A 24,139-nucleotide genomic window follows, 5' to 3' on the forward strand; every position below is an offset into this window, starting at 1 on the left:
GCGGGGGCGGGGCTCCCAGCGCCTTCTGAAGCGGGGTCACCGTAGACTTGTCGGGTGCCCGCCGATCGCCTTCATCTCGTGCGCCATGGGGAGGTCCACAATCCTCGCCGCGTGCTCTACGGGCGACTCCCGAACTATCGGCTGAGCACGGCCGGACGACGCGGGGCCCGCCAGGCCGCCGAGTACGTCCACGGGCTGCACCGCCCGATCACCGCGCTGGTGAGCTCGCCCCTGCAGCGCGCACAGGAATCCGCCGAGCCGTTCACCGAGCTGTTCGGCATCGAGCCGGTGATCGACGAGCGGGTCATCGAGCCCACCAACGTGTTCGAGGGCGGACGCATGAAGCGCGCCCTCCTCAACCCCCTCAACTGGTGGCACCTGCGCCGGCCGGCACAGCCGAGCTGGGGCGAGCCGTACGCCCAGGTGATCGCGCGCATGGACGCGGCGATGACGGATGCCTGGGCCCGCACCGAGACCGGGGACGCCGTGATCGTCTCCCACCAGCTGCCGATCTGGGTCACCCATCTGGCCATCGCCGGCCTCTCGCCCCGGCACGACCCGCGCAAGCGGCGGTGCGCGCTGTCGAGCGTGACGAGCTTCGAACGGGCCGGCGACCGATGGGTCGAGGTCGGATACGCCGAGCCCGCCACCGCCGCGGGATCCGTCGATGTGGGAGCCGTGTGATGCGCAATGTGTTCAAGGTGGCGGCATCCGTCGCCGCGGCGGTGATCCTGGCCGCAGGCCTGACTGCCTGCACCGGGGGGAACGACGACCTCGCCGCGCAGTACCGGGCCGGCACCGACAAGGGATACATCGCGGGTGACTTCCGCGTGAAGGAGTACGGGCAGAACGACCGGCCCGCCGCCATCGCCTTCGCCGGCACGCTCGAGGACGGCAAGAAGGTGTCGGCCGCCGACTACGCCGGCACCGTGACGGTCGTGAACTTCTGGTACTCCAGCTGCGCGCCCTGCCGGCAGGAGGCGCCGCTGCTGGAGAAGGCCGCGCAGCAGTTCGAAGGGCGGGATGTCGCGTTCCTCGGCGTGAACACGTACGACCAGGCCGCGACCGCCGCCAGCTTCGCGAAGGAGTTCGGCGTCACCTATCCGAGCGTCATCGACGTGGACACCAAGTCGGTCACGGCATCCTTCGCGGATGTCGTCCCGCTGAGCGCCACCCCCTCCACCGTCGTGCTGGGCAAGGACGGCCGGCCGACCGCGCGCATCATCGGCGCGCTGCCGGACGCCTCGATCCTCACCTCGCTGATCACGACGGCGCTGGACGAGAAGTGACCGACCTGGTCGCGGGCGGCGCGCTCTGGATCGCGATCCCGATCGCCGTGCTGGCCGGGCTGGTCTCGTTCCTCTCACCGTGCGTGCTCCCGCTGGTGCCGGGCTACCTCGGCTTCATCGGGGGAGCGGTCGCGCCGCGCCGCGGCGCGACCGGCACCGCAAGCGCCGACGTCAGGCCCGCACGCGGACGCCTGGTGGGCGGCGTCCTCCTGTTCATCGCCGGATTCACCGTCGTATTCATGGCGATGAACATCCTCGGCGGGTCCGTCGGTCTCTTCTTCCTCACGTACCGGGATGTCATCACCCGGGTCATGGGCGTGGTCATCATCCTGCTCGGCCTGGTGTTCATCGGCCTGTTCGGGTTCGCGCAGCGCACGTTCAAGCCCGAGATCCGGGGCAACCTCGGGCTGGTCGGCGCGCCCCTGCTCGGCCTGGCGCTCGGCGTCGGCTGGGCCCCGTGCATCGGCCCGACCCTGACCGTGATCCTCGGGATGTCGCTGGATTCGGCCTCCGCGTCGCGCGGCGCCGTCCTGGGCCTGGCGTATTCGCTGGGCCTCGGCATCCCGTTCCTGCTCATCGCGCTCGGCTTCGGCTGGGCGACCCGCTCGGTGGCGTTCCTGCGCCGCCACATCCGCACCGTCAACCTCGTCGGCGGCGCGGTGCTCATCGTGCTCGGCGTCCTGATGGTCACCGGGGTCTGGGGAGTGCTCATGTCGCAGTTGCAGGGGGTGATCGCCGGTGTCACACCCGCGCTCTGACCACACCGACGCCGCGGGAGACGCCGTGCAGACGGATGCCGCGGCTCAGGCGGCCGCCGACCCGCTGCGTCCCTCCGACCACATCGACGGCACCCGCGACGACATCGTCTCGCCCCGGCTCGGGCCGATCGGGTGGCTGCGCTGGGGCTGGCGCCAGCTGACCAGCATGCGCACGGCACTCGTGCTGCTGCGCTGCTGGCGATCGCCGCGGTGCCCGGTTCGATCGTGCCGCAGCGCACGGCCGACCCGAACGGCGTCACGAAGTACTTCCAGGACAACCCGTCGCTGGCGCCCGTGCTCGACAAGCTCAAGCTGTTCGACGTGTACTCCTCGGTGTGGTTCTCGGCGATCTACATCCTGCTGTTCATCTCGCTGATCGGCTGCGTGATCCCGCGGGTCAAGCACCACCTCAAGGCCCTGCGCGCCCGGCCGCCTCGCACGCCGGTGCGACTGTCGCGACTCGCCGACCACCGCGAGTCGCTGGTCGAACTGGTTCCCGGAACGGATGTGGAGGCCGAGGCATCCCGTGCGGTCGAGCTCGCCGCGCGTCAGCTGAAGGCCGGCGGATACCGAGTGCAGCGCTACGACTCCCGCGGGGCGTTCAGCGTGTCGGCCGAGCGCGGATACCTGCGCGAGACCGGCAACCTGCTGTTCCACATCGCACTGCTGGGGGTGCTCATCGCGGTCGGCGTCGGCGGCGGGTTCACCTACACCGGGCAGCGCGTGATCGTGCAGGACACCACGTTCGTGAACTCGGTGGGCACCGACTACTCCTCGTTCAACCCCGGCCGGTTCGTCGACCCCGACGCGCTCACGCCCTACACCATGCGGCTGGATAGATTCGACGTCACCTACCAGCCGCTCGGGTCCGAGTCGGCCGGTCAGGCCGGCGACTTCGTCGCGCACCTGACCACGACTCTGCCGGGGCAGAAGTCCGCCGACGACGAGATCCGGGTCAACCATCCGCTGACGATCGCCGGCGACCGGGTGTATCTGATGGGCAACGGCTACGCCCCGATGGTCACGGTGCGCAACCCCGCGGGAGACGTCGTGTTCCACGACAGCATCCCGTTCCTGCCGCAGGACAACAACCTCACCTCGCTGGGCATCATCAAGGTGCCCGACGGGCTGAAGCAGCGAGCTCGGGATGCAGGCGTTCTTCTACCCGACGCAGGTGAAGAACTCGCTCGGGGCGTTCACCTCCGCCTACCCGGCGCTGGTCAACCCGGTGCTGTCCATCAACGTGTTCGCCGGCGATCTGGGCATCAACGACGGCATCCCGCGCTCGGTGTACGCGCTGGACACCTCGGGCATGACGCAAGCTGAACGGTGGCCACTCCGGGGTCGACTCGCTCGAGCTCGCGCCCGGGCAGACCGCCGATCTGCCGAACGGCCTGGGCACCATCACGTTCGACGACGCGTCGCCGAAGGGGGCGAAGGATGCCTCGCAGTCGGTGAAGCGGTTCGTGTCGCTGTCGATCCACCGCGACGTGTCCGGCCCGTGGGTGCTCGGGTTCGCGGTGCTCGCGCTGGCCAGCCTGATGCTGGCCCTGTTCATGCCGCGTCGCCGGCTGTGGGTGAAGGCCACGGCGGAGGGCCCGACGCTCCGGCTGGAGTATGCGGGGCTGGCGCGCGGCGAGGATCCCACGCTGGCCGCCGCCGTGGATGCGCTCGCGCAGAAGCACGGGGACGCGCTCGACGCGTCCGCCGGTCGCGACCGGGCGACGGACGCCACTCGATCGGCCGGCGCCGGCCCGAGCGTAGACTGAGCCCATGCCCTCGCTCGATCAGATCTCCGTGCTGCTCGTCTGGACAGCCGTCGCGATCTATGCCCTGGCGTTCATCTGCTACACGATCGACCTCGCTCGTCGGTCGGCGCAGGCGCTGGACGCGAAGGACGCCGCCGCCGTCCGGGAACGCGAACTCGTCGCCGCGGGGGGTGGGGATGCCGTCGCCGGCGCACGTGCCGGAGGCTCCTCGCGCTCGCCGCTGGTGGTCGCGCCGTCGCAGCGTGCGCGGCCCGTGTTCGCCCGCATCGGCACCTCCCTGACCTGGCTGGGCTTCCTCTTCCACGTCGGCGGCGACATCACCCGCGGCATCGCGGCCGGGCGCGTGCCGTGGGCCAACATGTACGAGTTCGCCCTGACCGGCACCATGCTCATGGTGGCCGTGTACCTGGCCGTGCTGTTCCGCTACGACCTGCGTTTCCTCGGGGCGCTGGTGACCGGACTGGTCGTCCTGCTGCTGGGCGGATCGAGCCTGTCGTTCTACGTCGCCGTGTCTCCGCTGGCCGATCCGCTGAAGTCGCCGTGGCTGGTCATCCACGTGTTCGTCGCGTCGCTGGCGACCGCGTTCTTCGCCCTGACCTTCGGCCTGTCGCTCGCCAGCTGATGCAGTCGCGCCGGGAGCGCAAGGTGCTGGCCGCGGACGGCAAGCCGGTCAAGGCGTGGGGCTTCCTGCGGACGCTGCCATCGTCCGAGGCGCTCGAGTCGCTGGCCTACCGCTTCGCGATCGTCGGCTTCATCTTCTGGACGTTCACCCTCATCGCCGGCTCGATCTGGGCCAACGATGCATGGGGCCGGTTCTGGGGCTTCGACACGAAGGAAGTCTGGACGTTCGTGATCTGGGTGCTCTACGCCGGGTACATCCACGCCCGGGCGACGCGCGGCTGGCGCGGCACCCGGTCGGCCTGGCTGTCGATCATCGGCTTCGCCGCGGTGCTGTTCAACTTCGCGATCGTGAACGTCTTCTTCCACGGACTGCACGCGTACAGCGGCCTGACCACCTGAGGTCTTGGATCCGGGCGAGAACCGGCCTAGCCTGTCACGCATGTGCCGCAACATCGTTCCGCTGAACAACTTCGAGCCTGCCGCCACCGACGACGAATGCCACGACGCCGCCCTGCAGTTCGTGCGCAAGATCGCCGGCACCACCAAGCCCTCCAAGGCCAATCAGGCCGTGTTCGACCGGGCCGTCGCCGACATCGCGCAGGCGACGCGACACCTGATCGACGGCCTGGTCACCACCGCGCCGCCCAAGAAGCGCGACGAGGAGGCCGCCAAGCGCCAGGCGCGCTCGGCCGATCGCTACGAGGCCCTGCGCGCCTACCAGCAGCGCAAGCGCGCCGCCGGCGTCGCCCGCGCCGCCTCCTGATCCGGACCGCCCGAGGGGCCGTGCCGCGATTGTGCCGCGCCGCGGTGGCACGTTCCCGCGGCTGCGCCGTGCCAAACTCCGGAGAATTGTGACGGTGGGCGCGTCGAACCCGCCCCAGACGCCTCATGTGCCACTTCCTTCCGGAGTTCGGTGCACTCGGCGCCGGGCATGGAGTCGTCGCCTTCAGAGAAGCGTCCGCAGAGTCAGCTCACGAGGAGCCAGAACCGGGCGACGACCCCTGAGTCGCGACCGACGGCGACTTCCCAGCACCCCGGGACGTCAAACGAGAGTCCGATCCCCACCCGTCGCCTGGCCGATCGAAAGGTACTTGAGATGGGTCGGGTCCCCATGTCACCGGCCGCGTGGCGGCGTCCGGGTCGGTGACAGTGAGGGAGAGAGGGCCCGTACCGGTCGCACGCAGCACGAACTTCACGTCGTGCCCGGCGTGGAGGTCGTTAGGCAAGGACCCTCCACCATTCCGAACGCGGACGAGTCGTCGCTCGTCGGCGTCGCCTGTAGGACCTGAGGTCATGCGACCGTCCGGGACGTCATGGTATGCCGCGGATGCTGCCGCCACCTGTCTCCAGCGCTCGGCATCGGGTCTGCGGGCGAACAATCCGCGTGCAGCGGTGTCAGGCCGAGACCGGCTCCGCACAGGAGAAGCGCGCCCGGTACGCCGTCGGCGTGGTGTCGAGCACCCTCGTGAAGTTCTGCCGCAGCACCGCGGCCGAGCCGAAGCCCGTCTCGGCGGCGATCTGCTCGAGGCCGAGGTCGGTGCGCTCCAGCATCCGCTGTGCCTGGATCACCCGCTGCCGCGTGAGCCACGACGCCGGCGGGGTCCCGAACTCCGCCCGGAACCGGCGGGCGAACGTGCGGGGCGACATGTGCGCGCGCCGCGCGAGCTCGTCCACCGAGAGCTCGTCCCGCATATTGGCGATGGCCCACGCCGCGGCGGCAGCCAGGGCATCGCCGCCGGCGGCCGGCAGCGGCCGGTCGATGTACTGCGCCTGGCCTCCGTCACGCTGCGGCGCCACCACCATCCGCTTCGCGATGCGATTGGCCAACTCGGCGCCCAGCTCGATGCGCAGCAGGTGCAGGCTCGCGTCGATCCCCGCCGCCGTTCCGGCGCTCGTGATGATCCGCCCGTCCTGCACGAAGAGCACGTCGGGGTCGACGTCGATCCGCGGGTACATCGCCGCGAGGACGTCGGCGTACATCCAGTGCGTCGTTGCGCGCCGCCCGTCCAGGACTCCGGCCGCCGCGAGCACGAACGCCCCGCTGCACACGCTCATCGTCCACGCGCCGCGGGCGACGGCGTCGCGGGCCAGCGCCACCAGGCGCGGGTCGATTTGCGTCCACGAGTCCCGGGCAGCGGACAGAAGACGACGAGGTCGGCGCCGTAGGCGAACGAGAGATCCTCCTCCACGTTCACCGAGAAGCCGAGCTTGGACCGCACCGCCCCCGGGGTGGCGGCGACCACGCGGAAATCGAAGTTCGGCACGCCGTCGTCGCTGCGATCGAGGCCGAACGCCTCGCACGCGACGCCGAACTCGAACGGCGCGAATCCGTCGTCGATCACGCAGGCGACCGTCTTCATCGCTTCCTCCTCGTGTGAGCCATGCGCAGGATGCCGCGGTGCGAGGTTGGCAGGATTACTCCGAACTATGACAACTCTGCCACTTTTGGCAGGAATGCACTGAGCATAGCATTTCTGCCATGATCATCATCATCGTGCTGGCGGCACTGGCCGTGTGGGGGATCGCGGCGACCGTCGTCGAACTGTTCCGCGGCGGTGAGCGTCCGGTTCCCACGGACTGGGCACGGGTCGCTCTCGCCGACGATCGGCCCGCGCGGGCGACGAGCCGCCGGAGCCGACACCCGGCGCGTCGAGCTCGCCTCAGCCTGCGGCCGGGGTACCCGTCTCCCAGGCCGTGATGTGCACGGTGGTCCCCGGAATGATATCGAGCGCGACATCCCACGTCGTGCGCGTCACTCCCGCGGACGGTGCCGCCCACAGCGTGCGGGCGGCGAGCTGGCCGTGCTCCGAGTTCGCGTCCCAGCCGAGCGCGGCGCGCGCCGTCTGGCCGGGCTCCAAGGTGATCAGGGTGGCGCCGGGATCGGTCGCCATGAACGAACTGCCGTAGACGACCGTGACCGGCAGCAGATGCCCGTTCTGATCGCCGAACGCGACATCGGGGTAGCCCTCGAGGGTGCACGCGGTCTCGCCGATGTTCACCAGCTTGCAGGGGCTGCACGCGGTGGCCGGTGGCGGCATCCGACGGCGGCGCCATCATCGTGGAGTCATCGAACGCGCACGAGCCGTCGGCCGCCGGTTCGGCGGACTCCGCGACGGTGGGGACGGGGATGCCGGTGGACTGTGGGTCCTTCGGGGCGGCGCCGTTCGGGTCGGCGTTCGCCTCGGCCTGCGCCCGCGCCTCGGCCTGGGTGCGCTCGAGCTCGGCCTGTGAGGCGGCGTGCGCGGACTGCGCGGCGATCGGCAGCGCCACGGCGATGACGGCGGCGATGACGGTGAGGGCGGTCAGGGCGGGCGGCCGGCGCCGTGCGTCGTTCGCCGGGTGATCCTCGGTGCCCGGGTGACCATCGCTGTGCAGACCCTGAGCGACAGCACTGTCCGGACGCTGCGTGACGGTGAGCGCCGGGATCCAGCCGACGATGAAGGCCCAGAAGACGACCAGCTCCGCCGACCCCGTGGCCGAGGCGGCCCCGCGCACGCTGATCGACATGGTCAACGAGCGCGCGATGTCGCCGAGATCGAGCATGCCGCCCACGACGAACCCGGTGAGCACCGCGGCCAGCCATCCGGCGGCGAACGTCACCCGCCCGCCGCGCGCGAACCAGGTCGCGATGACCGTGTAGGCCAGGACGATGAGCACCACCGTCAGCCCGTAGACGGTGACGGCCCACCCGGTGGGCAGCCCGAAGAAGCCGCCGCGCAGGGGCGAGGGGATCATCCGGGCAAGCGTCGCCGCCGATCCGCCGGCGAACTGGAGGAAGTATGATCCGAGGCCGAACAGCAGCCAGAGGACGGCCAGCACGCCTCCCGCGATCAGCCTGCGTGCCACTGAATCCCCTCGTCGTCCGCCCGCGTCAGTCTACGAGATGCCTCGCTGCGGGCCCGGACCTACGCGGCGGCCGGCAGCTTCGTCAGCAGCGCCTTCACCGACGTCGTGCGTCGGCGCATGACCGCCAGCACGGTCGCGGCGAAGGCCAGCACAGCCCAGACCGCCAGACCCGCGATGCCCGCGCCCAGTCCCGAGGCCGAGGTGAGAGCGGCCAGTCCTGCGGTCAACCCGGATGCCGGGGAGCACCGAGGCGATCGCCACGAGCACCCCGGGCACGGTCGAGACGACCCCGGTTGCGACCGCCAGCGCTCCGATCAGCGCGGCGATCCACCGTCCGGCGCCGCCGAAGACGGCCACCAGCGCCTGGTTCACCGCGGCGAACGCGACGCCGGCCACCACGCACACGACGGCGAAGATCGACCAGGTGCCCCAGTCGTAGGATGCCGCGAGGTTGCACGATCCCGGCCACCAGAAGCCCCTGCACGGCACCGATGACCGCCGCCGGAGCGAGCGCGCGCAGCGCGAGCAGCGCCGAGGGGCGGCGGGATGTCAGAGCCCGGCGCGATACTGCCTGCAACGCCACGAACGAGCCCAGCCCGCCGAACCACAGCGCGAGCATGGCCAGGAGAGGAATCGCCGATGCGCCGAACATCGAGTCGCCGACACCTTGCGTCGCGACGGGGTCGGCCACCACCGCGGCGAGGCTCTTCGCCTGCTGATCGGTGAAGCTCGGCAGGGCGGCAGAGGCCTTGTGCAGGCCGGCCGACAGATCGTCGGCGCCGTCGGCGAGCTTGTCTGTTCCCCCGGCGAGGGTGTCGGCGCCGTCCGCGGACTGGGCCGCGCCGGACGCCCAGGTGTGCGCGCCGTCGGCCCACGTCGAGGCTCCGCCGGCGGCCTGTGTGGCACCGACCGACAGGGATGAGGCTCCGTCGGCCAGCGTGTCCACGCCGGTCGAGGCATCCGTGGCCCCGTCGGCGAGTCCGGTCATGCCGCCGGCGACCTGGGTCATCCCGTCGGAGATCTGCGTGAGCCCCTGCGCCACCTGAGGCAGCCGGCTGAGTCCGTCCACACCCTGCGCGATCGCGCCCGAGTTGTCGATCACGGCCGTCACCTGCGGCAGCGCCTTCGCGGCGCCGTCCGCGAGCTGGGTCAGGTTTGCGCAGAACTCGGCGGACGCGCCCTGCGCCGCACAGTCGGCGACGAGCGCGTCGAGCTGGTCGGCGGTGTCGGTCACGGTCTGCTTGACCTGTGCGCTGTTGTCGGCGAGCTGGTGAGTGGCCTCGACGAGCGTCTGCGGGAGCTGCGGCGCCTGCGACAGCCCGGCCGCGATCTTCGACAGATTGCTCGCCAGCTGGCTGGTGCTGTCGGCAAGCTTCTGCGCCCCGCCCGACCACTGATCCAGTCCGGTCGCCGCCGCGTGCGCGCCGGAGGCCCAGGTGGAGGCTCCCGACGACAGCTGCGAGACGCCCGACGAGATGCCATCCGCGCCGTCGGCCAGGCTCGAGGCGCCGCCGGACAGCTGCCGCACCCCGTCGGCGAGGCTGCGCGCGCCGTCCGCGGTCTTGCCGGCGCCGTCGGCCCAGGTCGTCGCGCCGTCGGCGGCGGTGCCCAGCTGGTCGCCGAGCGTGGTGAAGCTCAGGAACACGTTCTGCAGCGTCGTGGACGAGAGTGTGGAGCCCAGGGCGGAGGAGGCGGCCTGGGTCACCTGCGCGGTGATGGCGTCATCGATCACCCGGGCATCCGGCGCGGTCTCGACCTTGATGGTCGCCTGCCTGCGCCGTGCCATCGGTGCCGGACAGCTCCTGCCCGGGCGAGACGGCGGCGGCCGAGAACCCCTCGGGGATCGTGATGACGGCCTGATACGTGCCGTCGGCGAGTCCGGCTTCGGCGTCGTCGGTGTTCGAGATCGTCCAGTCGAGGTTGCTGGGCACGTCGTCCGAGCCCTTCACCAGCCCGGCGGTGAGCTGCCGGCCCAGCGGCACCGTCTGGCCGTCCACCGTGACCGGCTCGTCGTTGTTCACGATCGCGGCGCTCATCGCGTCGAGGCGCTCGGTCGGGTTGTACAGCGCGGCCACCAGCACCCCGCCGATGAGCACCGGCAGCAGCAGGACGCCCAGCAGGGTCAGCCACGTGACGGGGCGGCGGGAGCGGGCGCGTTCGATGGGCAGTCTCATGCGGTCACCTCGGAGGCAGAGAGGGAAGAGCGGCGGTGCGCCGCGGGGAGTGAGATCGACGACGTCCACGTCCGGGCGTCCGGCCTCGGCGAGGAGGCTGCGGGCGCGAGTGGCGTCGTCGGCGGTGGCCACGATCACGAGGCCGGGGGTGACGGATGCCGCATCCCGCAGGGCTGCGGTCACCTGATCGCGCCCGCCCGGCGTCGTCGCGGCATCCAGCCCGTCGACGACGAGCAGGCGGGTCCGGCGGCGCAGGGCCCGGCGCACGTCCGCCGCCGGGTCGGCGCTGCCGCCGAGCAGGGCGACCCCGGCGTGGGCGCGGACCCAGACGGCGCGCTCGGGCAGGAGGTGCCCGTCGACCTTGAGGCGTCCGCCGGTCGGGCCCACCCGGCCGGCGATCGTGAGGGCGAGGGCGCGGGTCGCGCGCGGGTCGACCCCGGTCAGCAGCAGCGATCCGCCGGCTTCGACGCGGACCGAGATGTCCTGGTAGAGCGTGACGCCGTCGTGGGCGGCCAGTTCGATGTCCTCGGCGACGATCGCCGCGGTGGTGTGCGGCTCGGGCCATTCGGCCAGAGAGATCTCGCGCTCGACCGCCTCGCCTTCGATGTCGAAGCGAGGGAGGACCCGATCGAGCCAGCGCGGCATCCACCATGCCTTCGCGCCGAGCAGCGCCATCACGGCCGGCACCAGCGTCATCCGCACGAGGAACGCGTCGATGGCGATGCCGGCCGCCAGCCCCAGGGCGATGGGCTTGAGGCTCGAGTCGCCCTCGGGGATGAACGCGGCGAACACCGCGAACATGATGACGGCGGCGGCGGTGACCACGCGGGCGGACGCGGTGAAGCCGCTGCGGACGGCATCCGTGGCCACTTGACGGTCGACGCGTCGGTCGCGGCGGCGCCGGCCGTGGACGTAGTCCTCGCGCATCCGCGAGACCAGGAACACCTCGTAGTCCATGGCCAGACCGAACAGCACGCCCATCAGCACGATCGGCATGAAGCTGATGATCGGGCCCACCTTCGTCACGTTCAGCAGCTCGGCGCCGACGCCGTGGATGAACACGAGCGAGACCACGCCGAAGGCGGCCGCAACCGACAGCAGGTAGCCGGCGGCGGCCTTCAACGGCACCCAGATCGAGCGGAACACGATCGTCAGCAGGATCAGCGACAGGCCGACCACGAAGATCCCGAACGGCAGCAGTGCGCCGCCGAGCCGGTCGGAGATGTCGATCGCGACGGCGGTGAATCCGGTGACCTTCATGTCGACGCCGTACTGGTCCAGGATGCGGTCGTGCTGGGCGCGCAGCTCGCGGACCAGATCGGCGGTCGCCGGGTCGTCGGGTGCGGTGGTGGGGATGATCTGGACGATGCCCGTGTCGGCGGTGGCGTTCGGAGTGGCCAGCGCCACCGTCTTCACGCCCGGCAGCTTCTCGACGTCCTTGCCGATGTCCTGCATCAGGGTGAGCGGGTCGTTCGAGGTCACGATCGTGCCGGTCATGATCAGCGGACCGTTGAATCCGGGGCCGAAGTGCTCGCCGACCAGGTCGTACGACTGGCGCGCCTCGCTGGTCGCGGGCAGCATCCCGGCGTTGGGCAGCGCCAGGGCGAGGCTGGTGGCGGGGATCGCGAGACCGCCGAGGGCGGCCACGACGGCGACGGTGGTGACGATCGGATGCCGGGTGACCAGACCGACCCAGCGGGCGGCGAAGGAGGTCCGGGAGCGAGCCGAGCGAGGAGGGTCGCCGGCCGCGGGGGCCGCGTCGGGGGCCGGCCCTTCGTCTCGGTCGCGCTGCGCGCGGCCTCGCTCAGGGACCTGGGGGTCGCGCTGCGGGCGGCCTCGCTCAGGGACCTGGGTGTCGCGCTGCGGGACCTGGGGGTCGCGCTGCGCGCGGCCTCGGCGCTTCCAGCCGAACACGCGGCCCTTTGCGAAGCCGAGGAACGCCGGGGTCAACGTGAGTGAGACCATCACGGCGATCGCGACGGCGACGGCGGCGGCGATGCCCATCGTGGTCAGGAACGGGATGTTCGCGAACGCGAGTCCGATCAGCGCGATCAGCACCGTGACGCCGGCGAACACGACGGCCGAGCCGGCGGTGCCGGTCGCGCGCGCCGCGGACTCCTCGGCATCCATCCCCCTCTCACCTGGTCCTGGTGGCGGGAGATGATGAACAGCGCATAGTCGATGCCGACGGCCAGGCCCAGCATCAGGGCCAGCAGCGGCGTGGTCGACGAGATCGTCGAGAACGCGGTGGACACGAAGATCAGGGCCATCGACAGGCCCACTCCGAGCAGTGCGGTCAGCAGCGGCATCCCGGCCACCAGGAACGAGCGGAACGTGACGATCAGCACCAGCAGGGCGATCACCAGGCCGACCGCTTCGATCAGCGAGAGGGCCGGGAGCGTGGTGGCGAACAGATCGCCGCCCAGGGCGACCTGCGAGCCGGCCGGAAGCTCCGCCTGCAGGTGGTCCGTGACCTGTTCGAGATCGGCCTTGGTCGCCGCACTGATGTCGGTGACCTGGCCGTCGAACTGCATCTGGATGATGGCGGCCGTGGCGTCCTCCGAGACGAGGCCGTCGATCTGGTCCGAGAACGGATCGCTCACCGCGAGCACGCCGGGCAGCTTCTCGAGCTCGTCGATCGTGGCGTGGATGTCGTCGGTGAACGGGGCCGCGTCGACCCGGTCGCCCTTCGGCGCGACCACGATCGCCTGGGCGCTGGTGCCGGACACCTGCGGGAACGTGCGGCTGAGCTGCTCGAGTCCGGCCTGCGACTCGGTGCCGGGGATGGAGAACGTGTTGTCGGTGCCCTGTGCGAACAGCGCCACGCCGCCGCCGGCCAGCCCCAGCAGGAGCAGCCAGGAGACGAGCACCCGCCACGGGTGACGATACGACCAGCGCCCGAGCGCGGCGAGGAGTGTGGACACGATGCCTCCGGATCGAGGAGCGGACGATGTCGATACGTCGCTGTATCCAATACAGAAGTGTATCGGATACAGTTGTGTATCGTAGCCGGGTCGGCAAAGGTGAAACTGGATGCCGGTTGTGAATGCGCGGCGGGACGCCGCGGGCAGGGAGAGAACGTGAGCGACGCACCGACGACGACCACCCGCAGCCGCGAGAACACCCGGGCGCGGCTGCTGGACGCCGCCTTCGACGTGTTCGCCGACGTCGGCCTGGATGCGGCATCCGTCGAGGCGGTGTGCGAGCGCGCGGGGTTCACCCGCGGGGCGTTCTACTCGAACTTCGAGTCCAAGGACGAGCTGTTCATGGAGCTGGCCCAGACCGTGTCGGAGCGCAAGCTCACGGCGGTCACCGACCGGGTGCGCGAGTTCACCGGCCAGGCGCCGCCGGCCGAGCGGCCCGAAGAGATCGTGCGCCAGCTGGTGGACGTGTCGCTGGACTCGCGGCAGGGCGTGCTGCTGATGAGCGAGATCCGGGCGCGGGCGATGCGCGACGCGCGGATGGCCGCGTCGTATCGGGAGTGGTCCGAGGGCATGGTGCAGCGCGTCGCCGGGATGGCCGACGACCTCATCGCCGCGTACGGGCTCGGCTTGCGGCTGACCGCGGCCGACTTCGCCCGGATCATGCTCGAGGTCTGGGAGAGCACCCTGGTCAACGCGGTCATCGACGAGCTGGACGACGCCGCCACCGGGACGCGGATGCACAGCCGAACGCAGGCGCTGGTGGCCGCCGTGGTCGAGGGCTTCGCGGACTGACGGCGGGGCGGGGCGCCGGCGGGCGCCCCGGGCGCGACCCGGCGACGCGAGATCGGGTTCGTGCACGTATTTCGGCTCGAGATCGTGCATTGTCCCGATCTCGTGGCGGGGCGGGGCGTGGGCGGGGCGGGGCGCGCCCGGGGCGGCGCGCCGGCGGGCGCCCGGCGCCGCGAGATCGGGTTCGTGCACGTATTTCGGCTCGAGATCGTGCATTGTCCCGATCTCGTGGCGTGGCGTGGCGTGGCGGGGCGTGGCCTGGCGCCCGGCGCGGCGCGGGGCGGGGCGGGATCCGGCGCCGCGAGATCGGGTTCGTGCACGTATTTCGGCTCGAGATCGTGCATAGTCCCGATCTCGTGGAGGGGTGCGGGCGCGTCCGGCCCCGAGCTGGGTAGCGCGCGGCGTGGGCGGCAGCCCGGCGCAGAGCCGGCGCGGAGTCAGTCGGCCAGCAGCGCGGCGAAAGTCAGGCGAGCAGGGTGTGGCAGCGTTCGAGCCGCGCGAGCCACCACGCGATGCGTTCGGGGGATACCGCGAGCTCGTCGAGCAGCCGCGGGTCGGGCGCGACGCGTCCGACCGGCAGCAGGCCGTCGACCGGGCGCAGCGGTCGAGCCGCGACATCCGTCGTGAACAGCGAGGCCGTGCCCAGTCCGCAGTCGTGGGCGAGGTCGGGGAGCGCGGCGGCCAGCGTGGTGCCCATCGCGAGCCCGACCGAGGTGTCCAGGGCGCTGGAGACCACCGCGGGCAGTCCGGCCGCGGCGACGATCTCGAGGGCGCGGCGCACGCCGCCCAGCGGCTGCGCCTTGATGATGAGGATGTCGGCGGCGCCGGCACGGGCGACGGCGAGCGGGTCCTCGGCCTTGCGCACGCTCTCGTCGGCGGCGATGGGGATGTCCCAGCGCACGATCCGGCGGCGCAAGCTCGGCGAGTTCGTCCACGCTCGCGCACGGCTGTTCGACGTATTCCAGGTCGGCGTCTGCCAGGGCGTGGATCGCGCGTTCGGCCTCGTCGACGTTCCAGCCGCCGTTCGCGTCGATGCGCACGCGGCCCTCCGGCCCCATCGCCGTGCGCACGGCGTGGACGCGGGCGACGTCCTGGGCGAGGGTCTGACCCCGCTCGGCGACCTTGACCTTCGCGGTCCGGCAGCGGTCATAGCGGGCGAGGATGCCGGGGACGTCGGCAGCGTCGACCGCGGGCACCGTGGCGTTGACCGGGACGGCCTCGCGGACCGGTGCCGGTTGCGCGGCATAGGCGAAGTCGATGGCGGCGGCGAGCCAGGTGCTGGCTTCGGCATCCTCGTACTCGACGAAGGGGAGAACTCGGCCCAGCCCTCCGGCCCCTCGAACAGGAGCGCTTCGCGCACGCTCACCCCGCGGAATCGGGCGGCCATCGGGAGGGCGACCACGCGCGCGGTGGCGCGCAGTTCAGACAGAGATGGCTGGCTCACAGCATCCATCCTCCGCCCTGGGGCCGGCGAAATCGTACGATCCGGCCGAGTGGACATCAATTTCGGCCAGGTTTCATGTGCACACGGCCAAATCGTACGATCTCGGAGGGCGTGGGCTGGACAATAGTGTGTGTCACACAGTAGAGTGTGAGGCGTGGGCGACAACGAGATCCTTGACACGCACCTCCAGGAGCTGCGGCGCGGCACGATCGTGCTCGCCTGCCTCCGGCTGCTCGTCACGCCCGGGTACGGGTACGGGCTGCTCGAAGAGCTCAGCAGACGCGGGTTCCCGACCGACGCCAACACGCTCTACCCCCTCCTGCGGCGGCTCGAGAAGCAGGGGTATCTGACCAGCGAGTGGAATACGGACGAGTCGCGTCCCCGCAAGTTCTACCGCACCAGCGCGACCGGCACCGCCCTGGCCGCCACCCTGACCGCAGACTTCCGCGCGATCGCCGACGCGATCGCCTCGCTCCCCCAGGAGGATTGACATGGATGCCGCCACTCTCACCGAACGCTATGTCGACGCCGCGATGCGCACCGTGCCGCAAGCCCAGCGCAGCGACCTGTCCGCCGAGCTGCACGCATCGATCGCCGACCAGATCGACGCGCGCATCGAAGCCGGCGACGCTCCGGCTTCGGCCGAGGCCGCCGTGCTCACCGAACTCGGTGATCCGGAGGTGCTCGCCGCCGGCTACACCGGCCGTCCAGCTGCACCTGATCGGACCGCGCTACTACCTCGACTGGTGGCGCCTGATGAAGGTGCTGCTGTGGATCGTTCCGGTGTGCACGGCGTTCGGCGTGGCACTGGGACAGGTGCTCGCGGAGGCACCCGCCGGCGGCATCATCGGCACCACGGTCGTGGCCGTGCTCACGTCGATCCTGCACGTGGCGTTCTGGACGACGCTCATCTTCGTCATCCTCGAGCGCACCGGCCACGAGACGATGGATGCCGGACCCTGGACGCCGGAGAGGTTGCCGAGCCGAAGCAGAGCGGGGCGACGTTCGCCGACATGGTCGCGTCGATCGTGATGCTGCTGGCGCTGGCCGGCGCGATGCTGTGGGACCTGAGGCTCGGCTTCGTGCCCGGACACCGGGTGTCGCTGCTGGATGCCGAACTCTGGCCGATCGCCATCCTCATCCTGTTCGCGATCATGGCGTGCAAGGCCGTTCTCGTCATCATGGTGCACCTGCACGGCCGCTGGACGGCGCGGGACGCGGTGGTCAACGCGGTGCTCGTGCTGGCGGCGGTCGGCACGCTGGTCTACAACAACGGGCATCTGCTCAACCCGGGCTTCTTCGAGGCGGTCGGCGGTGCCGACGGCGCCGCGGGTGCGCATCGCGTCGTGACGATCGTCGCGTGGTTCGTCATCGGCGTGATCGCGCTGTGGGACATCCTCGACACGTTCCTGAAGGCGCGTCGTTCGCGGCGCTGACCCCCGCCCGCCCCGCGCCCCGCGACCGCGTCGAAATCGTACGATCTGGCCGAGTGAACATCATCCTGGGCCAGGTTTCATGTGCAGTCGGCCAGATCGTACGATTTCGGCAGACCCCGGGGCCGGGGCGCGCGGCGCTGACCCGGAAGCCGCGCGCCATAGGCTGAGACTCATGCTCCTCGACACGCCCGTGCGCCTCGGCGTCCAGCTGCGGCCCCAGCTCGTCCAGTACTCCGACCTGCGTGACGCCGTGCGCCGCCTGGAAGACGAGGGGGTGGACATCCTCTTCAACTGGGACCACTTCTTCCCGCTGTACGGCGACCCCGACGGCACCCACTTCGAGGCCTGGACGATGCTCGGGGCCTGGGCCGAGCAGACCTCGCGGGTCGAGTTCGGCACCCTGGTCAACTGCAACAGCTACCGCAACCCCGATCTGCAGGCAGACATGGCCCGCACGCTCGACCACATCTCCGGCGGCCGGTTCATCTTCGGCACCGGCGCCGGCTGGTTCGAGCGCGACTACGACGAGTACGGGTACGAGTTCGGCACCCCCGGCACGCGGCTCGACGCGCTCGCCGAGGGGTTGCGCCGCATCGAGGCGCGGTGGGCCCGGCTGAACCCGGCGCCGACCCGCCGCATCCCGGTCATGATCGGCGGGAAGGGCGAGCAGAAGACGCTGCGCCTGGTGGCCCGCCACGCCGACATCTGGCACAGCTTCGTGCCGGCCGACGAGCTCGCGCACAAGGTGTCCGTCATCGAGCGCTGGGGCGCCGAAGAGGGCCGCGACACGTCGGGCATCGTCATGTCGAACGAGCTTGCACAGCCGCGACCAGCAGACCGCCGACCAGCTGTACGACGCCGGCGTGCGCCTGTTCACCCTCGCGCTGCAGGGGCCGGACTTCGACTATCCGCTCGTCCGGAAGTGGCTTGCCTGGCGCGACGCGCGCAACTCCTGACGGCCGAGCTCAGGCGACCCGCTCGCCGCACATGCCGCACACGCCCGTCGGCGGCACCTCGACGAAGCAGGTCGGGCACACCACCGCCGGCTTCTCCGCCTGCTGCGCGGCACGGGGCGCTGCCCGGCTCGCGGCGCGGGCGGGCGTCCGGCGCTCTCGCGGCGCCCGCGCGGCGGCGGATGCCGCAGCCACCGGAGCGGCGGTCTTCGGCGTGTGATCGGCGCAGTACAGCCGGACGGTGCCGGCCGGATCATGCGGATGCCGGTGTTTGACCGCCCAGAGCTGGGTGCGCGCGAGCGGCTCCGAGTCGATGCCGCACGTGGTGCAGCGTGCGGGCTCGCCCGGCATCACGGAGTCGGCGATCATCGGGGTCTCGAAGGGGATGGCCTCGCGCCAGTCCGACGATCGGGTGATCTTCATGTGCGCCTTCCCGGGGCGCCGCTGCCGACACGATCGCCCGGCTTCCAGTCTCGCACGCGCCCACCGGTGCGTAGGCTGGTCGGGTGAGTGTTTCCGAGCTGTTCGCCCCGGATGAGTGGATGCCGGCACCCGGCGCCGATGCCTACACCGACATCACCGCGCACGTCTCGCGGGACGGCCGCATCGCCCGGATCGCGTTCGACCGGCCGGAGGTGCGCAACGCGTTCCGGCCGCGCACCGTGGACGAGCTGTATCGCGCCCTGGACAACGCCCGGCAGGACCCGAGGATCGGCGTCGTACTGCTGACCGGCAACGGACCGAGCGCCAAGGACGGCGGATGGGCCTTCTGCTCGGGCGGCGACCAGCGCATCCGCGGCCGCGACGGGTACAAATACTCCGACGACGAGACCGCAGTCGCCGACCCGGCCCGTGCCGGCCGCCTGCACATCCTCGAGGTGCAGCGGCTGATCCGGTTCATGCCGAAGGTCGTGATCGCCGTGGTCCCGGGCTGGGCGGCCGGCGGCGGTCACTCGCTGCACGTGGTGTGCGACCTGACCATCGCCTCGGCCGAGCACGGCCGGTTCAAGCAGACGGACGCGGATGTCGGATCGTTCGACGCCGGCTACGGGTCGGCCTACTTCGCCCGGCAGATCGGCCAGAAGTTCGCGCGCGAGGTGTTCTTCCTCGCCGAAGAGTACTCGGCGCAGCGCGCGTACGAGATGGGCGCGGTGAATCGGGTCGTGCCGCATGCCGATCTCGAGCGCGAGGCGATCGCGATGGCCCGCACGATCCTGACCAAGTCGCCCACCGCGATCCGGATGCTCAAGTTCGCATTCAACGCGGTCGACGACGGGCTGATGGGCCAGCAGGTGTTCGCCGGCGAGGCGACGCGGCTCGCCTACGGCACCGACGAGGCCGTCGAGGGGCGCGACGCGTTCCTGGGCAAGCGCGACCCGGACTGGTCGCCGTATCCGTGGCACTTCTGATGAGGCTCGCACCGGTCTCGGGCGACGCCGCCGAGGTCCTGGCGGCGCTTCGCGCGGTGCTCGACGGCACCGGGCCGGCACTCGCCCTCGGACGGGACAGCGCGCCGCCCACGGCGAACACGACGGATGCCGCGGCCGCCGAGATCCCGGAGGGCACGGCCGCCGTGATCACGACCTCCGGATCCACCGGCGTGCCCAAGAGCGTCGTGCTCAGCCGGGACGCGCTGATCGCCAGCGCCCACGCCACCGCGGAGCGGATCGGCGCGGGCACGTGGCTGCTCGCGCTGCCGGCCGGCTATGTCGCCGGGCTCCAGGTGCTCAGCCGGTCGCTGCTGGCCGGGTGCGAGCCCGTCCTGCTCGCAGGGATCGTTCCAGCCCCAGGCGTTCGCCGCCGCGGCGCTGATGATGCCCGCCGGCTCGGCCTACACCTCGCTGGTGCCGGCACAGCTGAGCCGCCTGCTGGACGTCGCCGAGACCGACCGGGCCGTCGCCGCCGCGCTTGCGCTGCTTCTCGGCGATCCTCGTCGGCGGGCAGGCGCTGCCGCCGGCCGTCCGCGAGCGCGCGCTGGAGGCCGGCGCCCGCATCGTCCGGACGTACGGCTCCACCGAGACGTGCGGCGGCTGCGTGTACGACGGCGCCGCACTGCCGGGCGTTCAGGTTCGCATCGTCGACGGCGAGGTGCGGCTGGCCGGGCCCATGCTCGCCGACGGCTACCTCGGCGACGTGGAGCTGACCGACCGGGTGTTCGCGCGCGACGCGGAGGGAGTCCGCTGGTACCGCACCGGCGACGCCGGTCTCGTCGAGGACGGCGTCCTGCGCGTCCACGGACGGATCGACAACGTGATCGTCTCGGGCGGCATCAACATCTCGCTGGACCGGGTGGAGCGCATCGTCCGGGATGTCCCGGGCCTGGCCACCGCGGTCGTCGTCGCCGTCCCGGATCCCACGTGGGGCGAGGCATCCGTCATCGTCGTCGCCCGCGGCGACGTGCTGCGCCGCAGCGAGTCCGGGCAGCTGGACGAGGCCCGCCGGGCGGTCGCCGCCCAGCTCGGTGCGCACGCGCGGCCGGCACGGCTGGTGCTGGTCGACCAGCTCGCGACCCTGCACAGCGGCAAGCCCGACCGCGAGACGATCCGTCAGGCCGTGCTGGCGCTGCGCTGAGCCGAGCACAGCCCCGGCGCGGGGCGCCCGGATGTCGCATCCACCGATCCGGCCCCTACAATGTGCTCTCGTGGCTGGATCCTCGCGCAACACCCGTACCCGCGCCCGCGGCAAGACCGGCGGCAACCCGGCGAAGGCGCCCGTGCGCCGCATCCCCAAGCCCACGGCGGGCGACTGGATCGGCGCCGCGCGGCTGCGCACCCTGCCGCTGGCGATCACGCCCGTGCTCATCGGCACCGGCGCGGCGCATGTGATCGACATCCGGTTCCACTGGGTGCTCGCGCTCGGATGTCTGCTGGTCGCGGTGTTCCTGCAGATCGGCGTCAACTACGCCAACGACTACTCGGACGGGGTGCGCGGCACCGACGACGTGCGGCACGGGCCGGCACGGCTGACCGCATCGCGCAAGGTGAAGGCGCGCACGGTGCTGGTCGTCGCGCTGTCGTTCTTCGCCCTGGCCGGGATCGTCGGGCTCGCGCTGGTGATCCGCACGCAGCAGTGGTGGATGCTGCTGGTCGGGGCGGCCTGCATCGTCGCCGCGTGGTTCTACACCGGCGGCAAGCGCCCGTACGGGTACCACGCGCTGGGCGAGGTGTTCGTGTTCGTCTTCTTCGGCCTCGTCGCCACGGTGGGCACCACCTGGATCCAGGTGCAGTCGGCTCCCCAGGAGGCCTGGCTCGGCGGCATCGGCGCGGGGCTGCTGGCCGTGGCGGTGCTGGTGGCCAACAACCTGCGCGACATCGACCAGGACCGCGCGGCCGGCAAGAAGACGCTGTCGGTGCTGATCGGCAGACGCGGATCGCAGATCCTGTTCACAGCCTGCGTCGTGCTGGCGTTCGCGGTGGCCGGGCTGATCGCGGTGTTCTACCCGATCGCCTGGCTCGTGTTCATGGCGCTGCTGGGCGGCATCCCCGCCCTGCTCATCGTGTGGCTCTATCGCGAGCCGCGCGAACTGGTGGTGGCGCTCGGGATCACATCGCTCACCTCGGTGGCGTACGGTGCGCTGCTGATGTGGGCGTACTTCGGCTGATCAGCGCGCGGCGTCGCCGTCGGCGTCCTCGTGGCGCAGCGCCGCGTTCGCGGCATCCTCCAGATCGGCGTCCTTCTCGGCATCCGTCTTCTGCGTGCGCTGCTCACGGCGAGCGGCCAGGCCCGAGGCGACGTCATCGAGCGGACGACGCAGGAAGATGATCGACAGCGACACCCCGATCAGCGCGGCGAAGATCAGCGCGATCCAGTACATCTCCCGGAAGATCGGGAACAGCAGCATGATCCCCAGCGGCACCAGGAACGCCAGCAGGCGCAGCACCGAGTAGAGGACGACGGATCGGGTCTTCACCTGTCCATCCTATGCAGGACGCCTGTGTGCGGGCTCCGGAACGGGGCTCGTCCCAGCGGCTCGGCTTAGGATGAGGGCATGGCTCGGCTGCTTCTGATCCTCGTCCTCGCGGCGGTGATCTTCTGGGTGTTCGCGGTGGTGGATGCCGCGGTGCAGCCGCCCGCACGCCACCGGGGTGTGAGCAAGCCGGTGTGGGTCGTCATCGTCATCGTGTTCCCGGTCGTGGGCGGCATCCTGTGGTTCACGGTGGGCCGCGTGAGCGCCCGCGCGTCGCGGGTCATCGCCCCTGACGACGACCCCGAATTCCTCCGCGGGCTGGGCCCGTCCTCGGCCGGGCCGCATGCCGCACGGCACAGCGCCGCCGAGCAGGCGGAGCGCATCCGCCAGCTCGAGCAGGACCTGGCCCGCAGCGACCCCGACGACGAAGACCCGCCGGCGAGCCCGCGTGGGCGCTGACGGGTCGCCGGCCACGGATGCTGCGGCCGCCCTGCTCGGCCGGCTCGTCGAGCGGGGAATCCGGCATGTCGTGCTCAGCCCCGGCTCGCGCTCGCAGGCGCTGGCGCTGGTCGCGGCCGAGCTCGAACGTCGCGGTGTGATCCGCCTGCACGTGCGCATCGACGAGCGGGTCGCCGGCTTCACCGCCCTCGGCCTCGGCCGCGAATCGGGGATGCCGGCGGCCGTGATCTGCACGTCCGGCACAGCGACCGCCAACCTGCTGCCGGCGGTGATGGAGGCGGATCACTCCGGCGTGCCGCTCCTGCTGCTGACCGCCGACCGGCCGCCCGAGCTTGCGCGGCGTCGGGGCGAACCAGACCACCCACCAGCCCGGCATGTTCGGTGCGCACGTGCGCTGGCAGATCGACCTCCCCGTCCCGGATGGCGTCGACCCAGACGGCTCGTCGCCGCAGGCCGCGGCGGTGCGCGAGGTCGCCGACACCGCGTGGGATGCCGCGCAGGGCGGCGCCGGCCCCCGCGGTCCGGTGCACCTGAACCTGCCGCACCGCGAGCCGCTGTCGGGGCCGCTGCCCGGATGGCTGCCGGCCTCTCGACTCGCTTCGCTCGCTCCGGGACCTGACCCTGCCAGGTCCCTGAGCGAGGAGCGCAGCGACGGGTCGAAGGGCCGGGCGCCGCAGAGACCGGCCGGCACCGGCCCGCGCATCCTCGACCGCGGCCCGCGCACGATCGTCGTCGCCGGAGCCGATGCCGGACCTTCCGCCGAGCAGCTCGCCCACGACGGCGACTGGCCGCTGGTCGCCGAGATCGTCAGCGGGGCGCGCTTCGGTCGTCACCTCGTGCACGGGCACCGCGCCCTGCCTGCGCGACCCGGAGCTGGGCGGACGCGTCCAGCGGGCGGTCGTGTTCGGGCATCCCACCCTGTCGCGCGAGGTCACCGCGCTGCTGGCGCGGCGCGACGTCGAGGTGATCGCCGTCGACGGGCCGGGCGAGCGGTTGAACCTGAACGGGGCAACCGTGCCCGCGGCATCCGTCGTCGTCGCCGACGGCGAAGGCGACCGCGACTGGCGGGGGAGTGGATGCGGGCCTCCCGCGCGGCCGCGGTGGATCTGACCCCGCCCGCCCCCGACGCGGACGGACTGGCCTCGGCCGTTCCGCGCGAGCGGCTCAGCGCGATCTCGGCCGAGGTCGACATCCTGCGCACCCCGCTGTCGCGCGAACTGCTGGTCGATGCCGTGTGGCGCGCGACCTGGCCGCATGACCGGCTGATGTTCGGCTCGTCGCGTCTGGTGCGGGTGGCCGACGGCATCCTGCCGGGCAAGAAGGTGCCGGTGCACGCCAACCGGGGACTTGCCGGCATCGACGGCACCGTCTCGACCGCGATCGGGATCGCCGCGGCCCTCCGCGACGACGGGGGCGTCGGCGTCACCCGGGTGCTGCTGGGCGATCTGGCGCTGCTGCACGACGTGGGGGCCCTGCTCCTGCCCGAGCCCGAGCGCGACCTGCGCATCCAGATCATCGTCGGCAACGACGGCGGCGGCACGATCTTCGACGGCCTCGAGGTCGCGGCGACCACGGACGCCGCGGCCATGGCCCGCGTGATGTACACGCCGCAGCAGGTCGACATCGCCGGGCTGGCGGCCGCGTACGGCTGGGAGCACGAGCGGGTCGCCACCCGCGCCGGGCTCGACCAGGCGCTGACCGCCGGCGGGCTCCGCATCATCGAGGTGCCGCTGCCGCGGTAGCGCCGCCGCCGGGCCGCGGCCATGATGG

General features: G+C 71.6%; 18 protein-coding genes and 9 pseudogenes. 16 read left to right on the plus strand and 11 right to left on the minus strand.

The features are described from left to right. Nucleotides 1–54: 54 nt before the first annotated feature. From L2X98_RS14090 to L2X98_RS14115, 6 genes and pseudogenes are all read left to right on the plus strand, one after another. Complete coding sequence (locus L2X98_RS14090) at nucleotides 55–684, plus strand: histidine phosphatase family protein (RefSeq protein ID WP_259611338.1); 630 nt, start codon at nucleotides 55–57, stop codon at nucleotides 682–684. Further along, nucleotides 684–1,289, plus strand: coding sequence for a TlpA family protein disulfide reductase (locus L2X98_RS14095; RefSeq protein ID WP_259611339.1), 606 nt, complete (start codon nucleotides 684–686; stop codon nucleotides 1,287–1,289). Before L2X98_RS14090 ends, L2X98_RS14095 begins: the two co-directional genes overlap by 1 nt. Continuing rightward, nucleotides 1,286–2,047 (plus strand): cytochrome c biogenesis CcdA family protein, encoded by a 762-nt coding sequence (locus L2X98_RS14100; protein ID WP_259611340.1) that lies wholly within the window; start codon nucleotides 1,286–1,288, stop codon nucleotides 2,045–2,047. The genes L2X98_RS14095 and L2X98_RS14100 overlap by 4 nt, the downstream gene beginning before the upstream one ends. A 25-nt stretch (nucleotides 2,048–2,072) precedes the next feature. Next, nucleotides 2,073–3,816: pseudogene (gene resB / locus L2X98_RS14105) on the plus strand (cytochrome c biogenesis protein ResB). Nucleotides 3,817–3,820: 4 nt separating this feature from the next. After that, nucleotides 3,821–4,836: pseudogene (gene ccsB / locus L2X98_RS14110) on the plus strand (c-type cytochrome biogenesis protein CcsB). Between the two features lie 40 nt (nucleotides 4,837–4,876). Next, complete coding sequence (locus L2X98_RS14115) at nucleotides 4,877–5,200, plus strand: DUF2277 domain-containing protein (RefSeq protein WP_259613335.1); 324 nt, start codon at nucleotides 4,877–4,879, stop codon at nucleotides 5,198–5,200. A 632-nt stretch (nucleotides 5,201–5,832) separates the two neighbouring features. Here L2X98_RS14115 and L2X98_RS14120 read toward each other — a convergent pair. From L2X98_RS14120 to L2X98_RS14145, 6 genes and pseudogenes are all read right to left on the minus strand, one after another. Further along, nucleotides 5,833–6,797, minus strand: a pseudogene (locus L2X98_RS14120) (GlxA family transcriptional regulator). A gap of 55 nt (nucleotides 6,798–6,852) precedes the next feature. Continuing rightward, a complete protein-coding gene (locus tag L2X98_RS22420) occupies nucleotides 6,853–8,256 on the minus strand; it encodes a hypothetical protein (RefSeq protein ID WP_259611341.1) in 1,404 nt (467 codons plus the stop codon). Nucleotides 8,257–8,342: 86 nt separating this feature from the next. Continuing rightward, nucleotides 8,343–8,510 (minus strand): hypothetical protein, encoded by a 168-nt coding sequence (locus L2X98_RS14130; RefSeq protein ID WP_259611342.1) that lies wholly within the window; start codon nucleotides 8,508–8,510, stop codon nucleotides 8,343–8,345. After that, nucleotides 8,507–10,069 carry a hypothetical protein gene (locus L2X98_RS14135; protein ID WP_259611343.1) on the minus strand — a complete coding sequence of 521 codons (1,563 nt, stop codon included), beginning with the start codon at nucleotides 10,067–10,069 and terminating at the stop codon, nucleotides 8,507–8,509. Before L2X98_RS14135 ends, L2X98_RS14130 begins: the two co-directional genes overlap by 4 nt. Next, entirely contained in the window at nucleotides 10,005–12,422 is a 2,418-nt protein-coding gene (locus tag L2X98_RS14140; RefSeq protein ID WP_354003066.1) for a YhgE/Pip family protein, read from the minus strand. The genes L2X98_RS14135 and L2X98_RS14140 overlap by 65 nt, the downstream gene beginning before the upstream one ends. Further along, a pseudogene (locus L2X98_RS14145) lies at nucleotides 12,402–13,381 on the minus strand (MMPL family transporter); the annotation flags it as partial. The gene L2X98_RS14140 and the pseudogene L2X98_RS14145, both read right to left, overlap by 21 nt. 156 nt (nucleotides 13,382–13,537) lie before the next feature. Here L2X98_RS14145 and L2X98_RS14150 point away from each other — a divergent pair. Next, a complete protein-coding gene (locus tag L2X98_RS14150) occupies nucleotides 13,538–14,173 on the plus strand; it encodes a TetR/AcrR family transcriptional regulator (RefSeq protein WP_259611346.1) in 636 nt (211 codons plus the stop codon). Between the two features lie 460 nt (nucleotides 14,174–14,633). Here L2X98_RS14150 and L2X98_RS21485 read toward each other — a convergent pair whose 3' ends face one another. The 3 genes and pseudogenes from L2X98_RS21485 to L2X98_RS21495 all read right to left on the minus strand — a co-directional run. Continuing rightward, nucleotides 14,634–15,086 (minus strand): enolase C-terminal domain-like protein, encoded by a 453-nt coding sequence (locus L2X98_RS21485; protein WP_354003067.1) that lies wholly within the window; start codon nucleotides 15,084–15,086, stop codon nucleotides 14,634–14,636. Between the two features lie 43 nt (nucleotides 15,087–15,129). After that, nucleotides 15,130–15,366: pseudogene (locus L2X98_RS21490) on the minus strand (enolase C-terminal domain-like protein); the annotation flags it as partial. Nucleotides 15,367–15,477: 111 nt separating this feature from the next. Next, a pseudogene (locus tag L2X98_RS21495) lies at nucleotides 15,478–15,671 on the minus strand (hypothetical protein); the annotation flags it as partial. A 97-nt stretch (nucleotides 15,672–15,768) separates the two neighbouring features. Here L2X98_RS21495 and L2X98_RS14160 point away from each other — a divergent pair. The 3 genes and pseudogenes from L2X98_RS14160 to L2X98_RS14170 all read left to right on the plus strand — a co-directional run bounded on the left by L2X98_RS14160 (nucleotide 15,769) and on the right by L2X98_RS14170 (nucleotide 18,006). After that, on the plus strand, nucleotides 15,769–16,104 hold the full coding sequence (locus tag L2X98_RS14160) for a PadR family transcriptional regulator (RefSeq protein WP_259611347.1): 336 nt from the start codon (nucleotides 15,769–15,771) through the stop codon (nucleotides 16,102–16,104). A 1-nt stretch (nucleotide 16,105) separates the two neighbouring features. Next, nucleotides 16,106–17,050, plus strand: coding sequence for a permease prefix domain 1-containing protein (locus tag L2X98_RS14165; RefSeq protein WP_259611348.1), 945 nt, complete (start codon nucleotides 16,106–16,108; stop codon nucleotides 17,048–17,050). A 172-nt stretch (nucleotides 17,051–17,222) separates the two neighbouring features. Beyond that, nucleotides 17,223–18,006 (plus strand): annotated as a pseudogene (locus tag L2X98_RS14170) (LLM class F420-dependent oxidoreductase). A 9-nt stretch (nucleotides 18,007–18,015) separates the two neighbouring features. Here L2X98_RS14170 and L2X98_RS14175 read toward each other — a convergent pair. Further along, nucleotides 18,016–18,426, minus strand: coding sequence for a glucose-6-phosphate dehydrogenase (locus L2X98_RS14175; RefSeq protein WP_259611349.1), 411 nt, complete (start codon nucleotides 18,424–18,426; stop codon nucleotides 18,016–18,018). A 119-nt stretch (nucleotides 18,427–18,545) separates the two neighbouring features. Here L2X98_RS14175 and L2X98_RS14180 point away from each other — a divergent pair, with 119 nt between their 5' ends. From L2X98_RS14180 to L2X98_RS14190, 4 genes and pseudogenes are all read left to right on the plus strand, one after another. Then, nucleotides 18,546–19,412: a 1,4-dihydroxy-2-naphthoyl-CoA synthase gene (locus tag L2X98_RS14180; protein WP_435526281.1), complete on the plus strand. Its 867-nt coding sequence runs from the start codon at nucleotides 18,546–18,548 to the stop codon at nucleotides 19,410–19,412. After that, a pseudogene (locus L2X98_RS21500) lies at nucleotides 19,412–19,720 on the plus strand (AMP-binding protein); the annotation flags it as partial. The gene L2X98_RS14180 and the pseudogene L2X98_RS21500, both read left to right, overlap by 1 nt. 191 nt (nucleotides 19,721–19,911) lie before the next feature. Beyond that, nucleotides 19,912–20,574: an AMP-binding enzyme gene (locus L2X98_RS21505; RefSeq protein ID WP_354002808.1), complete on the plus strand. Its 663-nt coding sequence runs from the start codon at nucleotides 19,912–19,914 to the stop codon at nucleotides 20,572–20,574. Between the two features lie 70 nt (nucleotides 20,575–20,644). Continuing rightward, a complete protein-coding gene (locus tag L2X98_RS14190) occupies nucleotides 20,645–21,604 on the plus strand; it encodes a 1,4-dihydroxy-2-naphthoate polyprenyltransferase (protein ID WP_259611351.1) in 960 nt (319 codons plus the stop codon). Here L2X98_RS14190 and L2X98_RS14195 read toward each other — a convergent pair whose 3' ends face one another. Beyond that, nucleotides 21,605–21,913: a DUF4229 domain-containing protein gene (locus L2X98_RS14195; protein ID WP_259611352.1), complete on the minus strand. Its 309-nt coding sequence runs from the start codon at nucleotides 21,911–21,913 to the stop codon at nucleotides 21,605–21,607. A 78-nt stretch (nucleotides 21,914–21,991) separates the two neighbouring features. On the opposite strand from L2X98_RS14195, the gene L2X98_RS14200 reads away from it, so the two are divergent. Together L2X98_RS14200 and menD are read left to right on the plus strand one after the other, a co-directional pair. Then, nucleotides 21,992–22,369: a PLDc N-terminal domain-containing protein gene (locus L2X98_RS14200; protein WP_259611353.1), complete on the plus strand. Its 378-nt coding sequence runs from the start codon at nucleotides 21,992–21,994 to the stop codon at nucleotides 22,367–22,369. Continuing rightward, nucleotides 22,254–24,111, plus strand: a pseudogene (gene menD, locus L2X98_RS14205) (2-succinyl-5-enolpyruvyl-6-hydroxy-3-cyclohexene-1-carboxylic-acid synthase). The gene L2X98_RS14200 and the pseudogene menD overlap by 116 nt, the downstream one beginning before the upstream one ends. Nucleotides 24,112–24,139 lie beyond the last annotated feature (28 nt).

The organism is Microbacterium elymi (assembly GCF_021582895.2).
In the GTDB taxonomy this organism is placed as follows: domain Bacteria; phylum Actinomycetota; class Actinomycetes; order Actinomycetales; family Microbacteriaceae; genus Microbacterium; species Microbacterium humicola.

Coding starts and splice junctions, on each gene's coding strand:
- L2X98_RS14140 (WP_354003066.1), bottom strand. CDS start 12,422: ATGGTCTCACTCACGTTGACCCCGGCGTTCCTCGGCTTCGCAAAGGGC.
- L2X98_RS14180 (WP_435526281.1), top strand. CDS start 18,546: ATGCCGGCACCCGGCGCCGATGCCTACACCGACATCACCGCGCACGTC.
- L2X98_RS14200 (WP_259611353.1), top strand. CDS start 21,992: ATGGCTCGGCTGCTTCTGATCCTCGTCCTCGCGGCGGTGATCTTCTGG.
- L2X98_RS14095 (WP_259611339.1), top strand. CDS start 684: ATGCGCAATGTGTTCAAGGTGGCGGCATCCGTCGCCGCGGCGGTGATC.
- L2X98_RS14175 (WP_259611349.1), bottom strand. CDS start 18,426: ATGAAGATCACCCGATCGTCGGACTGGCGCGAGGCCATCCCCTTCGAG.
- L2X98_RS14115 (WP_259613335.1), top strand. CDS start 4,877: ATGTGCCGCAACATCGTTCCGCTGAACAACTTCGAGCCTGCCGCCACC.
- L2X98_RS14165 (WP_259611348.1), top strand. CDS start 16,106: ATGGATGCCGCCACTCTCACCGAACGCTATGTCGACGCCGCGATGCGC.
- L2X98_RS14135 (WP_259611343.1), bottom strand. CDS start 10,069: ATGGCACGGCGCAGGCAGGCGACCATCAAGGTCGAGACCGCGCCGGAT.